Raw genomic sequence first — 23,000 nt, 5'->3', positions numbered from 1 at the left:
TCAGTTCGGCGAATGGGAGAACGCCGCCGGTCATGCGCGGTGTGAGGAAGTGAGGATTTCATGGGATTCAAGGCCACCGAACGGCGGGTGCTGGGCCGCACCGGTCTGTCAGTCACGGCGCTTGGTCTGGGGACTGCGCCGCTGGGCGGGCTTTACGAGCCTGTCTCGCGTGCAGATGCGACAGCGCTGTTGCAAGCAGGTTGGGACAGCGGCATCCGCTATTTCGATACTGCGCCGATGTATGGTTACACCCGCAGCGAGCATCTTCTGGGTGATATGCTCCGGGAAACGAGCGAGCCTTTCGTCATTTCCACCAAGGTTGGCCGCCTGATGACCACCGAGCGCGCCGGGCGCAAGCTGCCGCCAGCGCCGCCGAAGAACGAATTCGATTCCGGCTGGTGCAACGGGCTCAAGTTTCAGGAAGTCTTCGATTACAGCTATGACGGCATCATGCGAAGTTTCGACGACAGCCAGCAGCGGCTCGGCTATCCCGATATCGATCTGCTCTATGTCCACGATATCGGTCGCGTCACTCATGCCGATCTGCACGAGCACCATTGGGGCGCGCTGACCAAGGGCGGCGGTTTTCGTGCACTGACCGAACTGCGCGATGCGGGCAACATCAAGGGCTTCGGCCTCGGCGTCAATGAATGGCAGGCCATTCGCGATGCGCTGGACGAAGCCGATCTCGATTGCTCGCTTCTGGCCGGACGTTACTCGCTGCTGGATCAGGACGCGGAAAAGGAATTTCTGCCGCTGGTGCAAAAGCGCGGCATGGCGCTGGTCGTGGCCGGTGTGTTCAACTCGGGCATTCTGGCTTCGCCGCGCGGCGGACAGCAGAAGTTCAACTATGCCGATGCGCCTGCCGAAATCATCGCCCGCACCGAACGGCTGCACGATATTTGCGATGGTTTTAACGTGCCTTTGGCCGCTGCCGCCGTCCAGTTCCCGATGATGCATCCGGCGGTTAGCTGCATTCTCGTCGGCGCTCGCACGCCGGACCAGATCCGCGCCAATGTGGCATGGTTCGAGCAGACTATCCCGGATGAACTCTGGAAGACCTTGCGCGCCGAGGGACTGATCGTCTGATCGCCTGACGGGCTAAACGAAAAACGCCGGGTTTTGCCCGGCGCTTTTCATTGTTGATCGCTGGCTGTTTTTTCCGCATGATCTTGTCCGAAAAGTCGAACAACTTTTCGGGATCATGTTTTACTCCGCCGCTTCCGTCACAGCCATCGGGTTGTTCGGATGCGTGGTCCAGTTGGCGTAATCCGGTGCGATCGGCGCCTTGGTGCGTGGATCGACGCCGCCGATCTGCTCCATGGTGATGCAGTCCTCGACCGGGCAGACATTGACGCAGAGATTGCAGCCCACGCATTCCTCATCGATCACCTCGAAATGGCGCGCGCCATTGACGAGATTGGTGATTGCCTGATGCGAAGTGTCCTCGCAGGCAATGTGACAGCGACCGCACTTGATGCAGAGATCCTGATCGATGCGCGCCTTGGTGACATAGTTCAGGTTCAGATATTGCCAGTCTGAAACCTGCGGCACGGCCATGCCGCGGAAATCGTCGAGCGTTTCATAGCCCTTCGAATCCATCCAGTCCGACAGACCGTCGATCATTTCTTCCACGACCTTGAACCCGTAGGTCATGGCCGCCGTACAGACTTGCACCGTGCCGCAACCGAGCGCGATGAACTCTGCCGCATCGCGCCATGTCGTGATGCCGCCAATGCCTGAAATCGGCAGGCCGTGGGTTTCGGGATCGCGGGCGATTTCTGCCACCATGTTGAGCGCGATGGGCTTCACCGCCGGGCCGCAATAGCCGCCATGGCTGCCGCGACCGTCAATCGACGGCACCGGCGACATGCGGTCGAGATCGACCGAGACGATGGAGTTGATCGTGTTGATCAGCGATACGGCATCCGTACCCGCTGCATGAGCGCCGCGGGCTGGCTTGCGAATGTCGGTGATGTTGGGCGTCAGCTTGGTGATCACCGGCATGCGGCTATATTGCTTGCACCATTTGACGACCATGGCGACATATTCCGGTACCTGACCGACAGCCGCACCCATGCCGCGTTCGCTCATGCCATGCGGGCAGCCGAAGTTCAGTTCGATGCCGTCCGCGCCGGTTTCCTCGACCAGAGGCAGGATCGCCTTCCAGGCTTCCTCTTCGCAAGGCACCATGATTGAGGCAATCAACGCGCGGTCCGGCCAGCGCATCTTCACCTCTTTCATCTCGCGCAGATTGACCTCCAGCGGGCGGTCGGTGATCAGCTCGATATTGTTGAGGCCGAGAAGTCGCCTGTCTGCGCCATGGATCGCGCCATAGCGCGGGCCGTTGACATTGACCACTGGTGGGCCTTCCGAACCCAGCGTCTTCCACACGACGCCGCCCCAGCCCGCCTTGAAGGCGCGCTCCACATTATAGGCCTTGTCGGTCGGCGGGGCCGAAGCCAGCCAGAAAGGATTGGGTGATTTGATGCCGAGAAAATTCGTTGAAAGATCAGCCATGTCTTGAACCTCCTCAGCCTTGCTCGTTGCCAAGCTGGGTCGTTGCCCATTGATCGGACGGGACGCTTCTGTCCCGCGGGGATGCTGTCGTGTGGTGCGCGCCGCCGGAAAGCACGGCTTCTGCGAAGCCTTCCACTGGCTGCGGACGCCGTGTCAGCGCTGCATGGATCGACTCGGCGGCAACCTTGCCCGCCTCGACCGATGCGACCGTCAGGTCCTTGCCGCCGGCAACGCAGTCGCCCCCCGCCCAGATGCCTTCAACCGAGGTGCGGCCTTCCGCATCCGCACTGATCCGGCCCTTGGCCATGCCGATACCGGAGCCGCGCAGCGGTTCTGGATCGAATGTCTGGCCGATAGCCTTGAAGACCTGATCCGCTTCAAGCGTCAGATAGTCGCCCGTCCCGACCAATTTGCCGTCCTGATTGCCGGTATATTCAAAGGTCACGGCATGGACGATGCCGTCGCCGCTGCGTTCCAGCGCATGGGGTTGCAGCCAGTGCCGGATCACGACGCCGTGGATCTGCGCCAGTTCCTGTTCATAGGCGCTGGCATTCATGCTTTCCTGACCGCGCCGATAGACGACGGTGACATTTTCCGCGCCAAGCTTCTTGGTCTGGATCGCGACGTCGATTGCCGTCATGCCGCCGCCGATGACGACCACATTGCGACCGACGGGGAGGGTGGAGAGGTCCTTCGCCTGACGCAGATTGGCGATGTAATCGACCGCGTCGAGAACATTGGGTGCATCTTCGCCAGCAAGGCCAAGATCGTTCACGCCCGGCAGACCCATGCCGAGGAACACCGCATCGTGGCCCGCCTTCAGCGCTTCGATGGTAATATCCTGGCCCAGTGTCTGGTTGTATTCGACGGTGATACCGCCGATTTCCAGCACGAATTCCAGTTCGCGCTGGGCGAAATTGTTGACGGTCTTGTAGGCCGCAATACCATATTCGTTGAGGCCGCCGCCCTTGGCGCGCGCCTCGAACACGGTGACCTGATGGCCTTTCATGGCCAGACGGTGCGCAGCGGAAAGACCGGCAGGACCAGCGCCGACCACGGCGATATGCTTGCCGGTTTCTGGTCCGCGCTTGAAGGGCTGCTTGCCTTCGGCCATCAGAACATCGGTGGCGTAGCGTTGCAGATTGCCGATCTTGACTGGCTTGCCCTCAGCCGTTTCGCGCACGCAGACTTCTTCGCACAGCGTTTCGGTGGGGCAGACGCGGGCGCACATGCCGCCGAGAATGTTTTCGTTCAGGATGGTTTTGGCCGCGCCGACCGGATTGCCTGCATTGATCTGCCGAATAAACATCGGAATGTCGATGCCCGTCGGGCAGGCATTCATGCACGGCGCGTCATAGCAGAAATAGCAACGGTCGGATTCGACAATGGCTTCGTGCCGCGTCAGCGGCGGATGCAGATCGTCAAACACATGCGCATATTCACCGGCCGCAAGGCGCGCGCCGTGAATGTCAGGCGTGTGGCCCGCTTCTGCATCAATGGATGAACTGCCTGCGGATCCCCTTGTGGAAGGATTCATGGATCGCATCTCCCATTTTTATCTACAGTATTGGCCCAAAAATCGGGATCGATCTTTGGAAATCACGATGCGTAGAAATGCTTCAGAGCGACCTTTGTGCGTCCCTGTGGACGCCTCGGTGCTCTATGCGACATGCGGGTTCCCTTTGCGCAATGCCGCTCATGTCCGGGCTGCAATCTTGCTGTTGCCTGCTCCGGTTAAGGGTAGGATGACAGATTTTTTCGGAAGGTCAAATTTTTTATCATCTGGTCAATTTATGATTCCCGAGCATTTCCAGCAAAAGTGTGAAACGGTTTTGCGTTCGGAAATGCGGTACGCATAGAACGTCCAGAATCGCGTGCCGCAAGGCACGTGAGTTTAAGCTGAAGAGCTATTTGAAATTATGCGGTTTTTGCCGCTTTGCCGGATGCGGCTTCGGCAATATTGGTAAAGAACCGGTCTGCGACCTTGCGCGCGACAGAGCCGAGCAGCCGGGTGCCGAGCTGGGCGATCTTGCCGCCCGCATCGCCGCGTATGGCATAGGAGAGGATGGTGTCGTCGCCATCTTCGGTCAGCGTTACATCGGTCACGCCATGGGCAAAACCGGCAATCGAACCCTCGCCATGGCCGGAAATCGTATAGGAGGCAGGTGGGTTCATGTTGGACAGTTCCAGCATGCCGTGAAACCGGACTTTGATAATGCCAAGATTGACCTTGAGCGCGGCGCGGATTTCAGTTGGCGAGAGACGCTCGATGTCCTCGCAGCCGGGTATGCAGTCTCTCAGCGTCTCAATGTCGTTCAGCGCGTCCCACACCGCCTGTCTTGGCGCTGCTATGCGTTCTTCACCGGTCAGGTCCATGCTTTGCTCCAGACGCGTCCTGCTATCAATGTAATTTGATTGATAAGATGTATATGGCAATCTATCCAAATAGGAAGTTTCGGTTATTTAATCGCCGCATTCTTTCTTAAACTGCCCTAATATCCGCGATTAAATCGATTTGATTCGGGAGTAGCATCATGGCAAGAGACGCGACGAAGCTTGAAGCAACGGTCGCTAAGCTGAAAAAGCATTGGACGGAGAACGCCCCGCACGACATGCGCGCGGCATTTCAATCCGATCCGGGCCGGTTCGAGCGTTATTCGCTCTCGCTGGACGATCTCTTGTTCGACTGGTCGAAATGCCGGGTCAATGACGAGACCATTGCACTGCTGAAGGAACTGGCAGAGGCCGCTGACGTGGAAGGCCGCCGCACCGCCATGTTCGCAGGTGAGCACATCAACAATACCGAAGACCGCGCCGTGCTGCATGTAGCCCTGCGCGACACCTCGTCGAAGGAAGTGCTCGTCGACGGTCACAATGTGCTGCCGGATGTGAAGCAGGTTCTGGATCGCATGGCGGCCTTTGCTGACGGCATCCGTTCGGGTGCGCTGAAGGGCGCGACGGGCAAGAAGATCACTGACATCGTCAATATCGGTATTGGCGGTTCCGATCTCGGCCCGGTCATGGCCACGCTGGCGCTGGCGCCTTACCACGACGGTCCACGCGCTCATTTCGTTTCCAACATCGACGGCGCACATATCGCCGACACGCTGGCCCCGCTTGATCCGGCGACGACGCTGATCATCATCGCCTCGAAGACCTTCACGACCATCGAAACCATGACGAATGCGCAGACGGCGCGCAAATGGATTGCCGATGCGCTGGGCGAAGCTGCCGTGGGTGCGCATTTTGCCGCCGTGTCGACGGCGCTCGACAAGGTCGCGACCTTTGGCATTGCCGAAGAGCGCGTGTTCGGTTTCTGGGATTGGGTCGGCGGTCGCTATTCGGTATGGTCGGCCATCGGCCTGCCGGTGATGATCGCTGTCGGTCCGGATAATTTCCGCAAGTTCCTCGCCGGTGCGCACGCCATGGATGTGCATTTCCGCGATGCGCCGATGGAGAATAACCTGGCTGTGTGGCTTGGCCTGATCGGCTATTGGCATCGGGCGATCTGCGGCTATGGCAGCCGGGCGATCATCCCTTACGATCAGCGTCTGTCGCGTCTCGCCGCCTATTTCCAGCAGCTCGACATGGAATCGAACGGCAAGAGCGTGACCGTGGACGGCAAGCCGGTTTCCGGCCCGACAGGTCCGGTTGTCTGGGGCGAGCCGGGCACCAACGGCCAGCACGCTTTCTTCCAGCTTCTGCATCAGGGCACGGATACGATTCCGCTGGAATTCATCGTGGCGGCGAAGGGCCATGAACCGGCGCTCGATAATCAGCATGAAATGCTCTTGGCCAACTGCCTCGCGCAGTCGGAAGCGCTGATGAAGGGTCGCACGCTGGACGAGGCCCGCGCCCAGTTGCAGGCGAAGAAAATGCCGGAAGCCGATGTCGAACGCATTGCGCCGCATCGTGTATTCTCCGGCAACCGCCCGTCGCTGACGCTGGTGCACGATATGCTGACCCCATATGCGCTGGGTCGCCTCGTCGCGCTTTATGAACACCGCGTGTTCGTCGAAGCGCAGATTTTCGGCATCAATGCTTTCGACCAGTGGGGCGTGGAACTGGGCAAGGAACTTGCGACCGAATTGCTGCCGGTGGTTTCCGGCAAGGAATCGGCTGGCGGTCGCGACGCCTCCACGCAAGGTCTTGTCGCGCATCTGCACGCACGACGCAAAGCTTGACGGCATAATCCTGCGTAATAGAAATGATGTGGAGCCGGGTTTGTACCAGACCCGGCTCCATTCGTATAAAATGAAATGGGACGAGACATGAAGACCGAGATCATCAAATTTGCGGGCGACGTACCGGGCAATGCCATCGAACTGCGCGTGCTGCGCTTTGCGGGCAAGGGCGGCGATGCGCCGACCGCTTATCTGCAATCCTCGCTGCACGGTTCGGAACTGCCGGGGCAAGCCGCACTTCATTTCCTCATCCCTATGCTCAAAAAGGCCGGCGAAGAAGGCCGCATTCTGGGCAACATCACCGTGGTGCCGCAGGCCAACCCGATTGGCTCGAACCAATGGCAGACCTATCAGCATCAGGGCCGTTTCGAGATGTTCTCGGCGGTGAATTTCAATCGCGCATTCCCGCTTCTGCCCGACTTCGACACATCGGAACTGCCCGGTCCCGATGCGCCGGAAGCGCTGGCCAAGCGCCTCAAGGCGACGCTTCTGAAACTCGCTCTGCCGAACGACATCGTGCTCGATCTGCATTGCGACGACGAGAGCGAAAACTATGTCTATATCGCGGATGATTTCGTGGACGACATGAAGGATCTGGCCGTCGCGCTCAATTCCACGGCAATCCTTGCCTGGGACACCACAGCTGACGCTGCCTTCGAGGAAGCCTGCGCGCATCCCGTTCTGCAACTGCCGAAAGACAAGCGCAATATGAAGCGCCGCGCAGTGACCACGGTGGAATTCCGCGGCCTGACCGACGTTTATGCCGATATGGGCAAGGGCGACGGGGAAGGTCTCTATAAGTTCCTCGTGCATCGCGGCGTCATTCGCGACGAGAGCGTCAAGCTCGACCTCGACTATAAGGGGCTCATCTCGCCGCTCTCGAATGTCGAAATGGTCCGTGCGCCGCAAGGCGGCATGGTGTTCTTCCATGTCGAACCGGGCGATGTGGTTGAAGCAGGCGCAAAGCTTGTCACGATCGTCACCGTGCCGGGCGAACCGGAACACGATATCGTCATGACCGCCCCGCAGGCCGGTCGCATCCTGACGCGCCGCTCACTGCGCTATGTGCGCCGGGGGGATGATCTTCTGAAACTGCTCGGCGCGAAGCCGTCTTCCGTCAAGAAGCGTGCAGGCGCACTCGAAGCATGAGTGCGACGCCCTTGGCTGATCGCCTGAAAGAAATCCGTGCTGTTCTTTTCGACAAGGACGGTACGCTGATCGATTTCGACCGCACCTGGTTTTCAGTGTCGTGGACATTGGCGCAGCGCTCGGCCCAGCGCTTGGGAGAGGGCGGGGAGCAGCATGCTCGCTCCCTGCTCGATGCTGGCGGCTATGACTGGGCGGCAAAGCGCTTTCGCGCCAATTCGGTGATTGCGGCTGGCACGGTGGAAGATATCGTCTCGCTCTGGCATCCGGAACTGGACAAGGCGGATTTGCGCAGTGTGATCGGTGAATATGACCGCTATGCGGTTGAGGAGGGCGCGCGTTCGGCAGTCGCCATCGAAGGTCTGCGCGAAACGCTGGAAGCACTGCGCGGCATGGGCTATCGGCTCGGCATTGCGACGAATGATTCCGAGGCGGGCGCCCATGCGACCGCCAAGGCGCTCGGCATCGAGGGCTTCTTCGACGTGATCATCGGCTATGACACGGCGGCACGGCCAAAACCCTATCCCGATCCGTTGCTGCATTTCGCGGAAAAGCTGGGGCTTCAGCCGCGTGAAATAGCGATGGTGGGGGATAATCTGCACGATCTCGAAACCGCTCATGCGGCGGATGCGGGGCTTGCAGTCGGCGTCCTGTCAGGCAACAGCCCGCGTGAAGCGCTGGAACCGCATGCGGATGTGGTGCTGGATTCCATTGCAGGTCTGCCGGAACTGCTGAAAGCCATAACGTAAAGCTTTCCGTTTTCTGATCTTCCGTTCAGAAGAATTCATCGCAGTGACCCTTGCGGAAGTGGGGTCTTGCGGTAGCATGGCCGGGTTAGAACCTCATCCGAGCGTAAGCCCATGATCCTGATCGGCCAGTATGATTCTCCCTTTGTGCGGCGTGTCGCAATCGCCATGCGCCTCTACGGCCTGCCGTTCGAGCACTGGCCATGGTCCACATTCGGCGACCGCGACCGGCTGGCCGAATATAACCCGCTCAGCCGGGTGCCGACCCTGCTTCTCGACGATGGCGATGTGCTGATCGAAAGTGCGGCGATACTCGATTATCTCGATGAGATTGCCGAAGTCAGAAGACCGCTGATTGCCGGGCACGGTTTAGAACGGCGTCAGGCGCTAAAGGTTTGCGCGCTGGCCACCGGGCTTGCCGACAAGGCGGTGAGCCTTCTCTATGAGGGCCTCCTGCGCAGTGAGCAATCGCCGGTCTGGGTGGAGCGGTGCGAAATGCAGATCGGTCGCGTGCTTGATGGTCTGGAAAGCGATCTGGCCCTGCGCGGTTCGCCGTTCTGGTTCGGCACCGATATCGGTCATGCGGATATAGCGGTTGCCTGCGCACTGCGTTTTGTTGGCGAGGCCCATGGGCGCCTGTTCGATGCGACGAAATATCCGGCGCTGGCAGGTCTGGCCGGGCGCTGCGAGGCTCTCGCACCCTTTCAGGAAATCGTGCAGCCGCTCGCCCCGCCATCGGCCTGATCGAAAGAAAAAAGCCGGGGCGAAAACCCCGGCTCTGATCCAATCAGATCGGCGCTCTAATCGCGCAATTCGCGGCGCAGGATTTTACCCACATTGCTCTTTGGCAGGCTTTCGCGGAATTCGATTTCGCGCGGACGCTTGTAGTTGGTCAGCCGTTCAGCGCAGAAAGCCTTGACGTCATCGGCTGTCAGATTGGCATCGCGGCGCACCACATAGAGCTTCACCACTTCACCGGAATGTTCATTGGGAACGCCGATGGCGGCCGACTCCACAATGCCCGGATGTTCCGCCGCGACTTCCTCGATCTCGTTCGGATAAACGTTGAAACCGGAGACAAGGATCATGTCCTTCTTGCGGTCGACGATCTTCGTATAGCCGCGCTCGTCCATGAAGCCCATGTCGCCGGTGCGGAAATAGCCGTCGGGCATGATGGCGCGCGATGTTTCGTCGGGCCGGTTCCAGTAGCCTTTCATGACCTGCGGGCCACGCACGCAGATTTCACCGACTTCGCCGAGCGGCAGATCATTGCCGTCATCATCGCGAATGGTGATGTCGGTTGATGGCATCGGCAGGCCGATCGTGCCGCTGAACTCGGTTGCGTCCAGCGCATTGGCGCTGGCGACCGGCGAGGTTTCCGAAAGCCCATAGCCTTCGGTGATCAGGCAGCCGGTCATTTCCTGCCAGCGTTCGGCCACGGGGCGTTGCACGGCCATGCCGCCGCCGAGCGTCAGGATCAGCGGCTTGAAATCCAGCGTTTTGAAATCGGGATTGTTCATCAGGCCGTTGAACAGCGTGTTGAGGCCGGGGAAGATGTGGAACGGATATTTCTTCAGTTCCTTGACGAAGCCCGGAATGTCACGCGGATTGGGGATCAGGATGTTGCGCGCGCCAAGCTTCATGCCCAGCATCGCATTCACCGTGAGCGCGAAGATGTGATAGAGCGGCAGCGCGCAGACATAGTTCAGCGCTTTCGGCTTGCCCTTGATGCGGAAGGCCACCTCGGTCCACACGCCCATCTGCTCGACATTGGCAAGAATGTTGCTGTGGGTGAGCATCGCGCCTTTGGAAATGCCGGTCGTGCCGCCGGTATATTGCAGGAAGGCGAGGTCCGATCCTTCGACGGGAACCGGATTGAAGGGCTTTGACTTGCCCTGTGCCAGAGCATCCTTGAAGCTGACATGACCCGGAAGGTTCCAGGCCGGAACCATCTTCTTGACCTTGCGCACGACCAGATTGACGATGTGTCCCTTGAGGCCCAGCATATCGCCCATGGACGCCACGATGATGGTCGACAGCTTGACAGAGGGCAGGGTCTTTTCAACGGTCGCGGCGAAGTTCTCCAGCACGATCAGCGCCTTTGCGCCGGAATCGTTCAGCTGGTGCTCCAGTTCGCGCGGTGTATAGAGCGGATTAACATTGACCACGACAAAACCGGCACGCAGCACGGCGGCGATGGCGATCGGATATTGCAGCACGTTCGGCATCATGATGGCGACACGGTCGCCCTTGACCAGACCACGCGATTGCAGGAATGCCGCGAGCGCCCGCGCATTCTCATCGAGCGCCTTATAGGTCAGGTCCTTGCCCATGCAGGTGAAGGCAGGATTGGCGGGAAACTGGCGGCAGGCGGTGGTGATCATGTCGCCGATGGACATCGAGCGGTTGAGATCAATCTCGGCGGGAACACCAGCCGGATAGGATTGCAGCCAATACCGGTTCGGCTGTCCAGGTGCAGGATTGATCTGCTCCGTCGTGACGGCTTCGGTTGCGGATGCGCTTTGCCCTGTCGCTTTTTTTGCCATCTTTTCTCCCCGGATCGCTCCGTCCGTTGCATCGAGAGCGGTTTCAGCGAAGGCTGAATCGTCCTAACCGCTCAATCTATTTTTTGAGCATTATCCGACGCAAAACCGCTTCGCAGTTTTGCTGGAAATGCTCTGGCGGATCGCTCTCCGCCCTTCTCCCAAAGCTTACCCGTCCTCTCAGGTCGCTTCCTCAAGAATAATGTGGTCGAGTTTCCACATCTTCGCAAGGCTTACATTGACGTAAACGTAAAATATTAGCGTGTCGAGTCTTCCTGAAACACTTTAGCGACGGCTGGATCAGGACTGCCTATCCCTATCAAGAATACGGTCCGCCATGACGGAAATGGCGCGATTGAGAGCCAAAACGCGGTGTTTTGCACCTCTGGCGGGGCTCAACTGTTCCTTCGCAAAGATTGAATATGCGTCCTGACCGCCTTGCTGCCGCCGGTCACCAGATCGAAATTCTTTTCGCTGCGTAGCCATTCATTGAGCAGCCCGCTGACAATTGCGAGCAAGATCGGGGCTGCCGTGCTGGCAGTCCATTCCGCAGAAAGTTCGCCGCGCCGCTCAGCCACATCCAGAAGGCCGGTGAAAAGCGACAGCACATTGTCGCGTGCTTCCTTGATGCGCTCCACCACCGGGGCCATTTCACCCACATATTCGCAGCGCTGGTTGATGATGGTGAAGATGACCTGCTGGCGTTCATTCGTCACGAACAGTTCCAGCGCGGAAACAATGGACTGTTCAAGCACATGCAGCGGGTTGGGGTGATCAACGCTCGCCGCCTGGAGCATGATCTCTTCTTGCGGAAATCGGGCCTGACCGATGATGGCCTGAAAGATGTCGAGCTTGTCATGAAAGTGGAAATAGATTGCCCCGCGGGTCACGCCCGCATGGGATGCTATTTCCATGAGCGATGACTGATTAACTCCGCGTTCCAGAAACATCTGTTCAGCAGCTATCAGTATGGCTTCCCGCGTCTCGGCGGCTTCGGCTTTGGTTCGGCGCATATTTGTCTCAATCTGCCGGAAAAGACTGGATTTCCTTGCTTTTCCGCCGGTACCGTGGATAAATCATTCGTGATCTACCTTTGAGCTTATTGACTATAGCATCCCAAATCGTGTTTACAAACAGATATGTATGTTTAATTGGCCGCACCTAATGGGCAGCAAACCTAATGGGCATCTCTGGGGCGACAACAAGGGCAACACCCATCATGACCATCCATCGTTCTATCCGGCTTTTTGCGGCGGGAGCCGCTTTTCTTGTTTTTGCAGGGCAGCCTGTTTTTGCACAGGCACCGGCAGGCGCACCGCCTGCGCAGGTTGAGGTCGTGACCATCAGACCGCACGACGTGCCCGTTACCTATGAATATGCAGCGCGCATCAGCGCCTATCGCAATGTGCAGGTTCGCGCCCGCGTGGGCGGCATCCTGCTGCATCGTAATTTCGTTGAAGGCACCGAGGTGAAGGCCGGCGAAGTGCTGTTCGAAATCGATCCGGCGCCGTATCAGGCAGAGCTTGAACGAGCGCAGGCTCAGGTTGCTCAGGCTCAGGCGCAGTATCAGCAGTCCATCCGCGATGCAGAGCGTGCCGAGCAGCTGGTTCAGCAGAAGGTGCAGAGCGCGGCAGTTCGCGATTCCGCATTTGCGACTCGCGATTTGAACAAGGCCGCCGTTGCTGCGGCGCAGGCGCAGCTGCGCACTGCCGAACTCAATCTCAGCTATACCAAAGTGACTGCGCCGATCAGCGGCATCACCAGCCAGGAACAAGTGTCCGAAGGCAGCCTTATCGGCACCGATGCGACGTCGAGCCTGCTGACCTCGATCACGCAGCTCGATCCGGTTTATGTGAACTTCTCGTTCACCGATACGGAATCTGCCGAAATTCAGAAACTGCGCGCCGAACGCGGTGCGACGGGTGAGGATGCCGATCGTCTCAAGATCAAGATCCTGTTCGGTGACGGCCAGCCCTATGATCATGAAGGCACGATCGACTTCACCTCGTCGTCGCTCGATACGGAAACCGGAACGCTCGGCGCTCGCGCCGTGGTCCAGAACCCGGAACGCCGCCTGATCCCCGGTCAGTTCGTGCGCGCCGTCATTCTCGGCATCCAGGTGAAAAATGCCGTCACGATCCCGAAGGCCGCTTTGATGCAGGGTCCGCAGCTGCAATTCGTCTATGTCGTGAACAAGGACGATGTTGTGGAAGTGCGCCCGGTTACGGTTGCTCGCGAGCTTGACAATGAATGGCTGATCTCTGACGGCCTCAAGGAGGGTGACCGCGTTGTGACGGAAGGCGTCATCAAGGCGCATCCGGGCGCCAAGGTGCAACCTGTCGACGCTGCGGCGGCCGGCAACAAGGAAGCATCGTCGGCTGAAGCTGGCAAGGAACAGGCGGCAGGCAACAAATGAACAAGTTTTTCGTAGACCGCCCCGTTTTTGCGGCGGTCATATCCATTGTGCTTGTGCTTGCGGGGCTTATCTGCATCCGCATCCTGCCGATTGCACAATATCCGGAGCTGACGCCGCCGCAGGTGGTTGTCACCGCGACCTATCCGGGCGCAAGCGCGGAAACCGTGACCCAGACCGTCGCTGCTCCGCTGGAACAGCAGATCAACGGCGTCGAGAACATGCTTTATATGCAGTCCTCGAGCCTTGGCAGCGGCACCATGCAGCTGACCGTGACCTTTGCACTGGGCACCGACCCGGATCAGGCCACAATCAACGTAAACAACCGTGTTCAGCGCGCCACCACCTCGCTTCCGCAGGAAGTGCAGCGCCTCGGCGTGACCGTGGACAAGCGTTCCTCGTCCATTCTGGGCATGGTCGCCATGTTCGCGGAAGAAGGGCGCTATGACCGTACCTATGTCGGTAACTATGCGCTTTTGAACGTCATCGACGATCTCAAGCGTCTGTCGGGCGTGGGCGACGTGCAGCTGCTCGGCAATATCGACTATTCGATGCGTATCTGGCTGCGTCCGGACAAGCTGGCGCAGTATAATCTAACGCCGTCCGACGTTCAGACCGCCATTCAGGAACAGAACGCGCAGTTTGCGGCGGGCCGCTTCGGCGATCAGCCTGATCCGCAGGCCGGTCCGTTCACCTATACGGCGACGACGCAAGGCCGTCTGCCCGATACCAAGGCGTTCGAAAACATCATTCTGCGGTCCAGCCCCAATGCGGCGACGCTGCGTCTGAAAGACGTCGCGCGCGTCGAACTGGGCACGGAAAGCTATTTCGTCGACAGTAATCTCAATGGAACGCCTGCTGTTCCGATTGCGATCTATCTGCAGCCGGGCGCCAACGCACTCAACACGATGGAACTCATCCAGAACCGCATGGATGAGCTGAAGATGAGCTTCCCGGCGGGCATCGACTATTCGATCCCGTTCGACACGACCAAGTTCATCAAGGTCTCGGTCGAGGAAGTGATCCACACCTTCATCGAGGCTATCATCCTCGTCGTCCTGGTGGTGTTCATCTTCCTGCAGAACTGGCGTGCAACGCTTATTCCCGTCATCGCGGTGCCGATCTCGATCATCGGTACATTTGCGGGCATGTATGTGCTGGGCTTCTCGATCAACCTTCTGACATTGTTCGGTCTGGTTCTCGCCATTGGTATCGTCGTGGATGATGCTATCGTGGTGCTGGAAAACGTCGAACGTATCATGACGACCGAGAAGCTTTCTCCGCGCAAGGCTGCCATCAAGGCCATGAGCGAAGTGACCGGTCCGGTTATCGCGATTGTTCTCGTGCTCTGCGCGGTGTTCATTCCGGTGGCTTTCATGGGCGGTCTCGTCGGTGAAATGTACAAGCAGTTCGCCGTCACCATCGCGATTTCGGTGGTGCTGTCCGGTACTGTGGCGTTGACGCTGACGCCGGCGCTCTGCGCGCTGATCCTGAAACCGGGGCATCACGAGCCGATCCTGCCGTTCCGCATCTTCAACCGGTTTTTCGACCGGGTGACAGCAGGCTATACGGCGGGCGTTCGCTTCTTCCTGAAGCGCGTTGCCGTTGGCCTTCTGATCTTTGCAGGCCTTTTGGGAAGCACCTATTTTCTGTTCCAGAAGGTTCCAAGTTCCCTTCTGCCGGATGAAGATCAGGGCTTCCTGTTCAGTGTCGCGATCCTGCCTCCGGCGGCTTCGCTGGAACGCACGACGGCCGTGCTCAATCAGGCGAGCGAGAATATTCGCAAGCATCCGGCAGTGGAAAACGTGTTCGCCGTTTCCGGCTTCGACCTCCTGTCGGGCGGTTTGAAGACCAGTGCGGGCACCATGTTCATCATGCTCAAGGACTGGAAGGAGCGCACGACGCCGGATCTCGACGCGCGCAACCTGCCGGGCGTCATCATGGGCATGAATGCGGGGATCAAGGACGGCCTTGTGCTGGCCTTCAATCCGCCGCCGATCCTTGGCCTCAGCACGACCGGCGGTTTCGAACTTTATGTTCAGGACCGCACCGGCGGTGGCGTGGAATCGCTGACCAATGCGACGAAGCTGCTCACCGATGCAGCCGCCAAGCGGCCCGAGCTTTCGGGCGTGCGCACGACGTTCGATCCGAATGTTCCGCAATACGATATCCAGCTTGACCGCGAGAAGGCCAAGGCGATGGGTGTGCCGATCAATTCGGTATTCACCGCCATGCAGGCCACCTTCGGCAGTGTCTATGTCAACGACTTCACGCTGTTCGGTCGTAACTATCAGGTCAATCTGCAATCCGAGGCGGAATTCCGCCGCGATCCGAGCGATCTGAAACATGTGTTCGTGCGCGCCGACTCCGGCAGCATGATCCCGCTCAGCGCGCTTGTGACCGTCAAGCGTATCGTCGGCCCCGACCAGCTCGAACGTTTCAACGCGTTCAATGCTGCGAAGGTCACCGGCAATCCGGCTCCGGGCTACACGTCGGGCGATGCCATCAAGGCGATGCAGGAAGTGGCTGCCGAAGTGCTGCCGCAAGGCTTCCAGATCGCATGGACCGGTTCCGCCTATCAGGAAGTCACGACCAGTGGCACCGGCTCGCAGGCCATGATCTTCGGTCTGTTGATGGTGTTCCTCATTCTGGCTGCCCAGTATGAGCGCTGGAGCTTGCCGCTTGCGGTTATCACGGCGGTGCCTTTCGCGATCTTTGGTGCGCTTCTGGCAACCCATCTGCGCGGATTGACCAATGACGTGTATTTCCAGATCGGTCTGGTGACACTCATCGGTCTTGCGGCAAAGAACGCGATTCTGATCGTGGAATTTGCCGTGCTGGAACGAGAGACGGGCAAATCTGCTTTCGACGCGGCCTTGTCGGCAGCACGTCTGCGCTTCCGCCCGATTGTGATGACCTCGCTGGCCTTCATTCTCGGCGTGGTGCCGCTGGCAATCAGCTCGGGCGCAGGCTCGGCCAGCCGTCACTCCATCGGTACCGGTGTTATCGGCGGTATGCTCGTGGCAACCTTCGTTGCAACGCTCTTCATCCCGATGTTCTACAGCATCATCGCGCGCAGGCCGCCAAAGCGGCCTGAGGATGAGGATGATGCAATCGAGCAAACGCCTCCGGCACATGATGCGCCAAATGGCTCGGGCGGCGGCCTTTAGTCGCCACTTAAAACAAAAAAGCAAAAGCCCCGCTTATCCGGCGGGGCTTTTCGTTTGCTGAAAATCTTGTTTCACGAACATCCTCACCGGGATGTCCTGATTGGCTCGACAATCACATGCCACAGCAGATGCCGGTCTCCTCAAACCGGGATTCTTGCCGGATACCAATCAGTGCAGCAGCGAGCCGATGCTTTGGAACAGTGCCCAGCCGAGAAATGCAGCTGGTACAGACAATGCCGCCAGCATGATCCCCAGAAAGACATACGCCGCTTCATTCGGCGAGCGTTTGGTTTGTTCCGGAGCTTTGTGCCATTGTGCAGGAACGCCATCAAACATCGTATAAATCCTCCTTCTCCCCATGCCAGATTAGGGAGCGAAGGCTTATTTCTTCAAGTCAAAATAAATCGATGTATTTTAACTTATGTTTGTGGTAAAAGCGGCGCGTAACTGCTTGGTATCGGTCGCTTTATCGATCTGATCCGCACCAAAATCCACCAAAAGTGCTTGATAGTAAACATTTTTACTTTATTACTGTAAGTATTGTTATATCCGAAGTTTCAAAAATTTCTGAAATCTGAAATCAATCAGCGCATGATCTGCGTCAAAATGGCACGCATTTGTGAACGACGATTTGATGCGGCTGGCGTGCCCATAGGAGCCGCCGTCGAGCGACGGGTGTTCCGCTTGAGTCGTTTCAGTTGGGTCGCAGCGGACTTCAGTAAAAGCTTGTCGGAAAATAGCGCAGATACAGCTCGTTCAGGACGCCCTTTTGCTGCAAGGCTTGCAGGGCATTATTGATGGCGCTGGCAATGGCGGCATCCTCGCGGGTGACGGCGATGCTGAGGCCGGTTCCGAGATATTGCGGCGCGAGATAGGGGCCATCGGTAAAAGCGCAGCAATTGCCGCTTTCGGCATCGTTGAGCCCAAAGGACAGCGCCATGCCGTCATCGAACACGCTGTCGAGCTTGCCGCCCTTGAGGTCGGCCAGCATGGCTGCCCGATCCGGATAGGGCTTTGCCTGCGCCTGCGGGAAATAGCTTTTGAGAAGCTGTTCATGCGCCGTGCCGGCAATGACGCCAACCGACTTGCCGCGCGTGGCGAGCGAAGCGGGTTGCGTAAAGCTCTTGCTGTTCTGGGTCGCAAAACGGGCAGGCAGCCGCATATAGCTTCGCGAAAAGACGAAATCCTTCCGCCGCTCTTCCGTGGGCTGCCAGCCGCCGATAATCGCTTCCGCATCGCCCTTCCGCACGCGGTCTTCCAGCTCATTCCACGGCACTGCCTCGATCTGGCAAATATCCTCGATGCCCAGCTGGCGGCAGAGCGCTTTGGCCAGATCGACATTATAGCCGGAAAGCTGCCCCTGATTGTTGAGCATGTTGAAGGGCGGAAAATCCACCGTGGTAATGAAACGAAGCCGCGTTAGCCTTTGCAACGACGGCAAAGGCAGGCGTTCTTTCTGATTGAGAAAATCCGGAGCAGCCGGAGCCGTCTGGGCGAATGCGGTCGGGCTTGCCACGAGCGTGGCGGCCAAGATCATCAAGCTTGAAAGACAGCGTTTCATTGGCAGGCTTCCTATCAGCTCCGGCATAATTTCGCGTTAACGCGCAACTTGCAAGAGTTGCATGGTGGTAATGCCCGCAAAATATAGGTTGCGTTTTTGCAGTAATCTTTTACTTTCATTTTTACAATAATAAGTGAAGTGAAATGCAGTAAAATATAAATATATTCTATAATTAGGATATAATAAAACAAAAATCGCTGATCTATATTTATATATCGATATTTATCCAACGTCGGGGGGCGTTATGAATAATGGATCGAGTGGCTTCGATCTGGAGATATGCGGCGCCATATCTGCCAGATTGCAGCGGCGTGGCATTGCGCGCTCCTTGCTTCTCGGAGCTTATGGCGAAGCGGTACGCAATGGGACCACATTTTGCGCTGAGCTTGTCCAGCAGCCGGGCGTCGGCGAAATCGCTGTTTTCGAAGCGATAGCTGACCTTCTGGGGCTGGATTTTACCCGGGAGCTGCTGCCATCGCGCGTGTTCATCTCTGATGAAGACGCCTTGCACAGTGTCAACGATATTGCGCAGGTCACGACCATCGGGCCTGACGGCACGACATATCTCTATATTGCGCCGACAGAACCCCGGATCAGGAGCCTGCTTGAGCATGTGCGCGCCAATCCAGCCCTGCGCAGTCGCATCCGCATCTGCACACCCACGCTGCTGCGGCAGATATTGCGTCGGCGGTATCGCACGCGGTTGATTGATCGTGCCCGGCAAATGACACCGCAATCGCTTTCAGCGTCACGTGTTCTGCATAGCTGGCAGGCCTTTGGCATCGCGATGGCGCTTTACTTGCTGGTCGCGGCCATCATCAACTGGCCTTTGCAGACATTTCTGACAATGCATGTCCTGATGTCGCTGTTTTTCTTCGGTTGTGTTTTGATCCGACTGTTTGCCGTGACAACGGGCGGTCGTCTGCGTTTAGTGGACGTCTTGCCGCTGAAAAAACGGGATTTGCCGGTCTATTCCGTTCTTGTTCCCCTCTATCGGGAAAAGGAAGTGATCGGCCAACTGGTGGAAGTCCTTAGCGGGATCAATTGGCCGCCCAGCAAACTGGAAATCAAGCTCGTCTGCGAGGAAGACGATTTTGAAACGCGTGACGCGATTGATCGTCAGTATCTACCTGCAAATTTCGAGGTCATTCCCGTGCCGCCGGGTGGCCCGCGCACCAAACCAAATGCGCTGAACTACGCGCTTCAATTCGTGCGCGGCGAAATTGTTGCGGTGTTCGATGCCGAGGATCGCCCGCATCCCGACCAGTTGCGCGAAGCGTGGCAGTCCTTCACGCGGGATGGCGGTAAGCTTGCCTGCGTGCAGGCGCCGCTGATCATCGGTAATTTCCGGCACAATCTTCTGACACGCATGTTCGCCTTCGAATATTCGGCGCTGTTTCGCGGGCTTCTGCCCTGGCTTGCCGGGCAGGGGTTGGTCATTCCGCTTGGCGGTACATCCAATCATTTTCGCCGGTCATGCCTGGAAGAAGTCGGCGGCTGGGATGCTTTCAACGTAACGGAAGATGCCGATCTCGGCATTCGTCTGGCACGCTATGGATATAGCATCGGCACGATTAGTCGCGGCACAATTGAGGACGCGCCGGAGGATTACGATGTCTGGCGCAAGCAGCGCACGCGCTGGATCAAGGGCTGGATTCAGACTTGGCTGGTGCATGCCCGCGACCCTTACACGGCCTTACGCCAGCTTGGCGGCTGGTGCTTTGCCATCAACCAGATCTACACGCTCGGTATCATCAGTTCAGCGCTGCTGCATCCGATCATGCTGGTGACGCTGGCCGTCTTGTTGTTGAAACTGGTCCTGCAGCCACTGACGCCAAGCAGCCTCGGTCTGCTGATGCTGGATGTGGTGAATATTCTGCTGGCCTATCTCAGCTTCTATCTGCTTGGCGCTAAAACCATGGAGCCGACAGAGCGTGGCGGTTATGCCTATCTGCCGGGAATACCGATCTACTGGGTGCTGATTTCGCTCTCGGCCTGGCGGGCATTATGGCAGCTGGTTCGCAAACCACATCTCTGGGAGAAGACCCCGCACAGGCCGAGTATTTTTTATTTGGGTGTCGACGACTGCGTGATGAATGCAGAACCACGACCGATAATGGACTGATCTTCGGGGCCGATGGCGTCGAGATCGCGGCCGTCATAGGGCAGGGTCAAAAGGATGCGCCGGATGGCCGCCAGTCGGGCGCGTCGCTTGTCGTTGGAGCGCACGATGGTCCATGGTGCATAGCCGCTGTCGGTCCGCTCGAGCATGGTGTGGAGCGCTGCGGAATAATCACCCCAGCGCGAAATACCGGCCACATCCATCGGTGAGAATTTCCAGCTCTTGAGCGCGCTGTGGCGGCGCTCATGGAAGCGCTTCAGCTGCATTTCCTGACCGATATCGAGCCAGAATTTGAACAGGTGAATGCCGTCGGTCACAATCATGCGCTCGAAATCCGGCGTTTCCGTCAGGAAGATTTCCAGCTGGGCCGGTGTGCAGAAACCCATCACCGCTTCAACGCCAGCCCGGTTATACCAGGAGCGGTCAAAGGTGACGAATTCGCCTGCTGTAGGAAAATGGGCGACATAACGCTGGAAGTACCACTGGCCGCTTTCGGTCGGGGTTGGCTTTGGCAGGGCCACGTTGCGCGCAGTACGCGGGTTCATGAATTCGCGGATCGTAAAGATCGTCCCGCCCTTGCCAGCCGCGTCGCGCCCTTCAAAGACGCTGATGACGCGCCCACCGGTCGATTGCAGCCAGTATTGCAGCTTTACGAGTTCGATTTGCAGGCGCTCGAGGGTCGCCTCATATTCATCGCTCTTCATCTTGGACGAATAGGGGTATCCGCCCGACTGCAGCGCCTGATCATCAATCCAGTTGGGAAGCTTGGGATCGTTGATATCGAACTTGCGTGTCTCCCCGTCGAGCTTCAACTTGATCGGCTTATCGACGGCTGGGGTATCGCTTTTTTTATCGTTCTTTTTGTTAGCTGTCTTCGAACTGTCACCCACGGCAATTCCCTTTCGTTTATATCAATCCATGATATGGGCATATGAGAAGCTTCGTAAAGACGCCGACGCTGATTTCGACGGAGGCATTTGGTTGTCGTCACACATGTTCTGGTCGGGAAAACGGTTTTCCGGCTCTGGCAACAGGTTTGACGAATGGCATAAGAGCCTAGTGGATTGAATTTGACGTTTGAATCTCCGCTGACACATAGGCTGTTTCAAACGTCAAATTCGAAAAATCCACTAGATACATATAGTTGCTAGTGGTCTTTTCGATTCCAACATTTGCTCAGCGCTTGGAGCCCAGGGATACAAATGTTGGAATCAGACCACTAGTCTAAGGGATAGACAATGAGTGAAGACAACCGCCGTACCGATGATGCCGAGACCGCCCCGGAGGCGCGCGCTCCGGAATCGTCGATCTTTGCCCCGCTCGGGCGGGTGAAGGGCGTTCTCATCGTCAGCATGGTTCTGGCGGTTTGCGTCATGGCTCTGGAATTGCCGTTCTGGTTCCGGGCGGTTCTGCTGGCGCTGGTCGTGCTGGGGGCGGTCTGGGTTGCCAATGAAGTCGGCAGCGGCGAGCCCGATGCAGACCCGGTCAAGGATGACGACCAAAGCGAAATGGCCGGTGTTTCCGGCGAGCGGCTGGCCGATCTCCTCACCGATCCGATGATTGTCTTCGACCATGGCGGCACGGTGCTGTTCGCCAACGCGGCGGCGCTGGAGGCCTTTCAGTCTCTTGAAGGCGGAACGGCGCTCTATCTGCGCTTCCGCGCGCCAGAAATGCATGCGCTCATTCAAGGCGTGATCGCCGATGGCGAGCCGCGCAGCATCGAATATTTCGAGCGCGTGCCAATCGACCGCTGGTACAAGGCCATGGTCAAGGCGCTGCCGGATGCGGAAGGGCGCCCCGAGCTGTTCGTGCTTATCTTCCGCGATCAGAGCGAAACGCGCCGTATCGACCGCATGCGGTCCGACTTCATCGCTAATGCCAGCCATGAATTGCGCACGCCGCTTGCCTCGTTGCGCGGCTTCATCGAAACCTTGCAAGGGCCAGCGCGCAACGACGTTGCGGCGCGTGACCGCTTTCTCGATATCATGCAGAAACAGGCCGAGCGCATGTCGCGCCTGATTGACGATTTGCTGTCGCTGTCCCGGCTGGAAATGCGGGCGCATCTGGCGGTCAATGAAAGCGTGGACCTGACGTCTATTCTCAACCATGTCGCCGATACGCTGAACCCACTCGCCGCCAATCTCGACGTGGTGATCGAGCGTAATCTGCCCGATCATCCGCTGCTGGTGACCGGCGCCCGTGACGAGTTGATTCAGGTGTTCCAGAACCTCGTCGAAAATGCCTGCAAATACGGGCAGGCGGGCAAGAAGGTCATCGTCAAGCTGGAGGCGGATGAAACCGGCAGCGCGCCGGAAGTCGTGGCTTCGGTGCAGGATTTCGGACCGGGTATCTCGACCGAACATCTACCGCGCCTGACCGAGCGGTTCTATCGCATCGATGTGGAAACCAGCCGGGCCCAGAAGGGCACCGGGCTGGGGCTTGCCATCGTGAAGCATATTCTGGCGCGCCATCGCGGCCGTCTGGTGGTGCGCTCGCAGCTTGGCGAAGGCTCCACCTTCATGGTGCGCCTGCCGAAGCGCGAAGGCTGAGAATTTGAGCGCATCCCGAAAAGTGTGAAACGGTTTTCGGAACAAG

The 23,000-nt window shown here is 58.2% G+C and carries 17 protein-coding genes; 9 read left to right on the top strand and 8 right to left on the bottom strand.

What is annotated here, in order from left to right; genetic code table 11:
* The first annotated feature begins 60 nt into the window (after nucleotides 1–60).
* The gene (locus FHW00_RS11085; RefSeq protein WP_078337884.1) at nucleotides 61–1,089 is read left to right on the top strand and encodes an aldo/keto reductase; all 1,029 of its coding nucleotides are present in this window, start codon (nucleotides 61–63) and stop codon (nucleotides 1,087–1,089) included.
* Nucleotides 1,090–1,209: 120 nt separating this feature from the next.
* On the opposite strand, the gene preA is transcribed toward FHW00_RS11085, so the two are convergent.
* From preA to FHW00_RS11070, 3 genes are all read right to left on the bottom strand, one after another.
* Nucleotides 1,210–2,520 carry an NAD-dependent dihydropyrimidine dehydrogenase subunit PreA gene (gene preA / locus FHW00_RS11080; RefSeq protein WP_078337885.1) on the bottom strand — a complete coding sequence of 437 codons (1,311 nt, stop codon included), beginning with the start codon at nucleotides 2,518–2,520 and terminating at the stop codon, nucleotides 1,210–1,212.
* Nucleotides 2,521–2,533: 13 nt separating this feature from the next.
* Nucleotides 2,534–4,057: an NAD(P)-dependent oxidoreductase gene (locus tag FHW00_RS11075; RefSeq protein WP_445557891.1), complete on the bottom strand. Its 1,524-nt coding sequence runs from the start codon at nucleotides 4,055–4,057 to the stop codon at nucleotides 2,534–2,536.
* A gap of 380 nt (nucleotides 4,058–4,437) precedes the next feature.
* The gene (locus FHW00_RS11070; protein ID WP_078337887.1) at nucleotides 4,438–4,896 is read right to left on the bottom strand and encodes an SRPBCC family protein; all 459 of its coding nucleotides are present in this window, start codon (nucleotides 4,894–4,896) and stop codon (nucleotides 4,438–4,440) included.
* A 158-nt stretch (nucleotides 4,897–5,054) separates the two neighbouring features.
* Between FHW00_RS11070 and pgi the strand changes: the two genes are divergently transcribed.
* The 4 genes from pgi (at nucleotide 5,055) to FHW00_RS11050 (ending at nucleotide 9,340) form a co-directional block, all read left to right on the top strand.
* On the top strand, nucleotides 5,055–6,704 hold the full coding sequence (gene pgi / locus FHW00_RS11065) for a glucose-6-phosphate isomerase (protein WP_078337888.1): 1,650 nt from the start codon (nucleotides 5,055–5,057) through the stop codon (nucleotides 6,702–6,704).
* An 87-nt stretch (nucleotides 6,705–6,791) separates the two neighbouring features.
* Nucleotides 6,792–7,853 carry a succinylglutamate desuccinylase/aspartoacylase family protein gene (locus FHW00_RS11060; RefSeq protein WP_078337889.1) on the top strand — a complete coding sequence of 354 codons (1,062 nt, stop codon included), beginning with the start codon at nucleotides 6,792–6,794 and terminating at the stop codon, nucleotides 7,851–7,853.
* Nucleotides 7,850–8,599 carry an HAD family hydrolase gene (locus tag FHW00_RS11055; RefSeq protein WP_078337890.1) on the top strand — a complete coding sequence of 250 codons (750 nt, stop codon included), beginning with the start codon at nucleotides 7,850–7,852 and terminating at the stop codon, nucleotides 8,597–8,599. Before FHW00_RS11060 ends, FHW00_RS11055 begins: the two co-directional genes overlap by 4 nt.
* 111 nt (nucleotides 8,600–8,710) lie before the next feature.
* Entirely contained in the window at nucleotides 8,711–9,340 is a 630-nt protein-coding gene (locus tag FHW00_RS11050) for a glutathione S-transferase family protein (RefSeq protein WP_078337891.1), read from the top strand.
* A gap of 56 nt (nucleotides 9,341–9,396) precedes the next feature.
* On the opposite strand, the gene FHW00_RS11045 is transcribed toward FHW00_RS11050, so the two are convergent.
* The gene (locus FHW00_RS11045; protein ID WP_078337892.1) at nucleotides 9,397–11,142 is read right to left on the bottom strand and encodes a long-chain fatty acid--CoA ligase; all 1,746 of its coding nucleotides are present in this window, start codon (nucleotides 11,140–11,142) and stop codon (nucleotides 9,397–9,399) included.
* A gap of 392 nt (nucleotides 11,143–11,534) precedes the next feature.
* Entirely contained in the window at nucleotides 11,535–12,152 is a 618-nt protein-coding gene (locus tag FHW00_RS11040; protein ID WP_078337893.1) for a TetR family transcriptional regulator, read from the bottom strand.
* 206 nt (nucleotides 12,153–12,358) lie between these two features.
* Between FHW00_RS11040 and FHW00_RS11035 the strand changes: the two genes are divergently transcribed.
* Both FHW00_RS11035 and FHW00_RS11030 read left to right on the top strand, forming a co-directional pair.
* Entirely contained in the window at nucleotides 12,359–13,555 is a 1,197-nt protein-coding gene (locus tag FHW00_RS11035) for an efflux RND transporter periplasmic adaptor subunit (protein ID WP_078337894.1), read from the top strand.
* Nucleotides 13,552–16,722 (top strand): efflux RND transporter permease subunit, encoded by a 3,171-nt coding sequence (locus FHW00_RS11030; RefSeq protein ID WP_078337895.1) that lies wholly within the window; start codon nucleotides 13,552–13,554, stop codon nucleotides 16,720–16,722. The genes FHW00_RS11035 and FHW00_RS11030 overlap by 4 nt, the downstream gene beginning before the upstream one ends.
* Nucleotides 16,723–16,890: 168 nt before the next feature.
* Here the strand turns inward: FHW00_RS11030 and FHW00_RS11025 are convergent, their stop codons facing one another.
* Together FHW00_RS11025 and FHW00_RS11020 are read right to left on the bottom strand one after the other, a co-directional pair.
* Complete coding sequence (locus FHW00_RS11025) at nucleotides 16,891–17,058, bottom strand: hypothetical protein (protein WP_171058783.1); 168 nt, start codon at nucleotides 17,056–17,058, stop codon at nucleotides 16,891–16,893.
* A gap of 379 nt (nucleotides 17,059–17,437) precedes the next feature.
* On the bottom strand, nucleotides 17,438–18,283 hold the full coding sequence (locus FHW00_RS11020) for a transporter substrate-binding domain-containing protein (RefSeq protein WP_078337896.1): 846 nt from the start codon (nucleotides 18,281–18,283) through the stop codon (nucleotides 17,438–17,440).
* Nucleotides 18,284–18,527: 244 nt separating this feature from the next.
* Between FHW00_RS11020 and FHW00_RS11015 the strand changes: the two genes are divergently transcribed.
* Entirely contained in the window at nucleotides 18,528–20,408 is a 1,881-nt protein-coding gene (locus FHW00_RS11015) for a glycosyltransferase family 2 protein (RefSeq protein WP_078337897.1), read from the top strand.
* On the opposite strand, the gene ppk2 is transcribed toward FHW00_RS11015, so the two are convergent.
* Nucleotides 20,351–21,295: a polyphosphate kinase 2 gene (gene ppk2, locus FHW00_RS11010; RefSeq protein WP_078337898.1), complete on the bottom strand. Its 945-nt coding sequence runs from the start codon at nucleotides 21,293–21,295 to the stop codon at nucleotides 20,351–20,353. The genes FHW00_RS11015 and ppk2 overlap by 58 nt on opposite strands.
* 348 nt (nucleotides 21,296–21,643) lie before the next feature.
* On the opposite strand from ppk2, the gene FHW00_RS11005 reads away from it, so the two are divergent.
* Nucleotides 21,644–22,954: an ATP-binding protein gene (locus FHW00_RS11005; protein WP_078337899.1), complete on the top strand. Its 1,311-nt coding sequence runs from the start codon at nucleotides 21,644–21,646 to the stop codon at nucleotides 22,952–22,954.
* The last annotated feature ends 46 nt before the right edge of the window (nucleotides 22,955–23,000 follow it).

The organism is Ochrobactrum sp. P6BSIII, from assembly GCF_014138065.1.
Taxonomy (GTDB): domain Bacteria; phylum Pseudomonadota; class Alphaproteobacteria; order Rhizobiales; family Rhizobiaceae; genus Brucella.
The sequence above is the reverse complement of the archived record's forward strand: the minus strand, read 5'-3'. Positions and strand labels throughout refer to the sequence as shown.

What these genes read in the sequence shown, in the direction of transcription:
- FHW00_RS11085 (WP_078337884.1), top strand. Translation starts at nt 61, where the DNA reads ATGGGATTCAAGGCCACCGAACGGCGGGTGCTGGGCCGCACCGGTCTG.
- preA (WP_078337885.1), bottom strand. Translation starts at nt 2,520, where the DNA reads ATGGCTGATCTTTCAACGAATTTTCTCGGCATCAAATCACCCAATCCT.
- FHW00_RS11075 (WP_445557891.1), bottom strand. Translation starts at nt 4,057, where the DNA reads ATGAATCCTTCCACAAGGGGATCCGCAGGCAGTTCATCCATTGATGCA.
- FHW00_RS11070 (WP_078337887.1), bottom strand. Translation starts at nt 4,896, where the DNA reads ATGGACCTGACCGGTGAAGAACGCATAGCAGCGCCAAGACAGGCGGTG.
- pgi (WP_078337888.1), top strand. Translation starts at nt 5,055, where the DNA reads ATGGCAAGAGACGCGACGAAGCTTGAAGCAACGGTCGCTAAGCTGAAA.
- FHW00_RS11060 (WP_078337889.1), top strand. Translation starts at nt 6,792, where the DNA reads ATGAAGACCGAGATCATCAAATTTGCGGGCGACGTACCGGGCAATGCC.
- FHW00_RS11055 (WP_078337890.1), top strand. Translation starts at nt 7,850, where the DNA reads ATGAGTGCGACGCCCTTGGCTGATCGCCTGAAAGAAATCCGTGCTGTT.
- FHW00_RS11050 (WP_078337891.1), top strand. Translation starts at nt 8,711, where the DNA reads ATGATCCTGATCGGCCAGTATGATTCTCCCTTTGTGCGGCGTGTCGCA.
- FHW00_RS11045 (WP_078337892.1), bottom strand. Translation starts at nt 11,142, where the DNA reads ATGGCAAAAAAAGCGACAGGGCAAAGCGCATCCGCAACCGAAGCCGTC.
- FHW00_RS11040 (WP_078337893.1), bottom strand. Translation starts at nt 12,152, where the DNA reads ATGCGCCGAACCAAAGCCGAAGCCGCCGAGACGCGGGAAGCCATACTG.
- FHW00_RS11035 (WP_078337894.1), top strand. Translation starts at nt 12,359, where the DNA reads ATGACCATCCATCGTTCTATCCGGCTTTTTGCGGCGGGAGCCGCTTTT.
- FHW00_RS11030 (WP_078337895.1), top strand. Translation starts at nt 13,552, where the DNA reads ATGAACAAGTTTTTCGTAGACCGCCCCGTTTTTGCGGCGGTCATATCC.
- FHW00_RS11025 (WP_171058783.1), bottom strand. Translation starts at nt 17,058, where the DNA reads ATGTTTGATGGCGTTCCTGCACAATGGCACAAAGCTCCGGAACAAACC.
- FHW00_RS11020 (WP_078337896.1), bottom strand. Translation starts at nt 18,283, where the DNA reads ATGAAACGCTGTCTTTCAAGCTTGATGATCTTGGCCGCCACGCTCGTG.
- FHW00_RS11015 (WP_078337897.1), top strand. Translation starts at nt 18,528, where the DNA reads ATGAATAATGGATCGAGTGGCTTCGATCTGGAGATATGCGGCGCCATA.
- FHW00_RS11005 (WP_078337899.1), top strand. Translation starts at nt 21,644, where the DNA reads ATGAGTGAAGACAACCGCCGTACCGATGATGCCGAGACCGCCCCGGAG.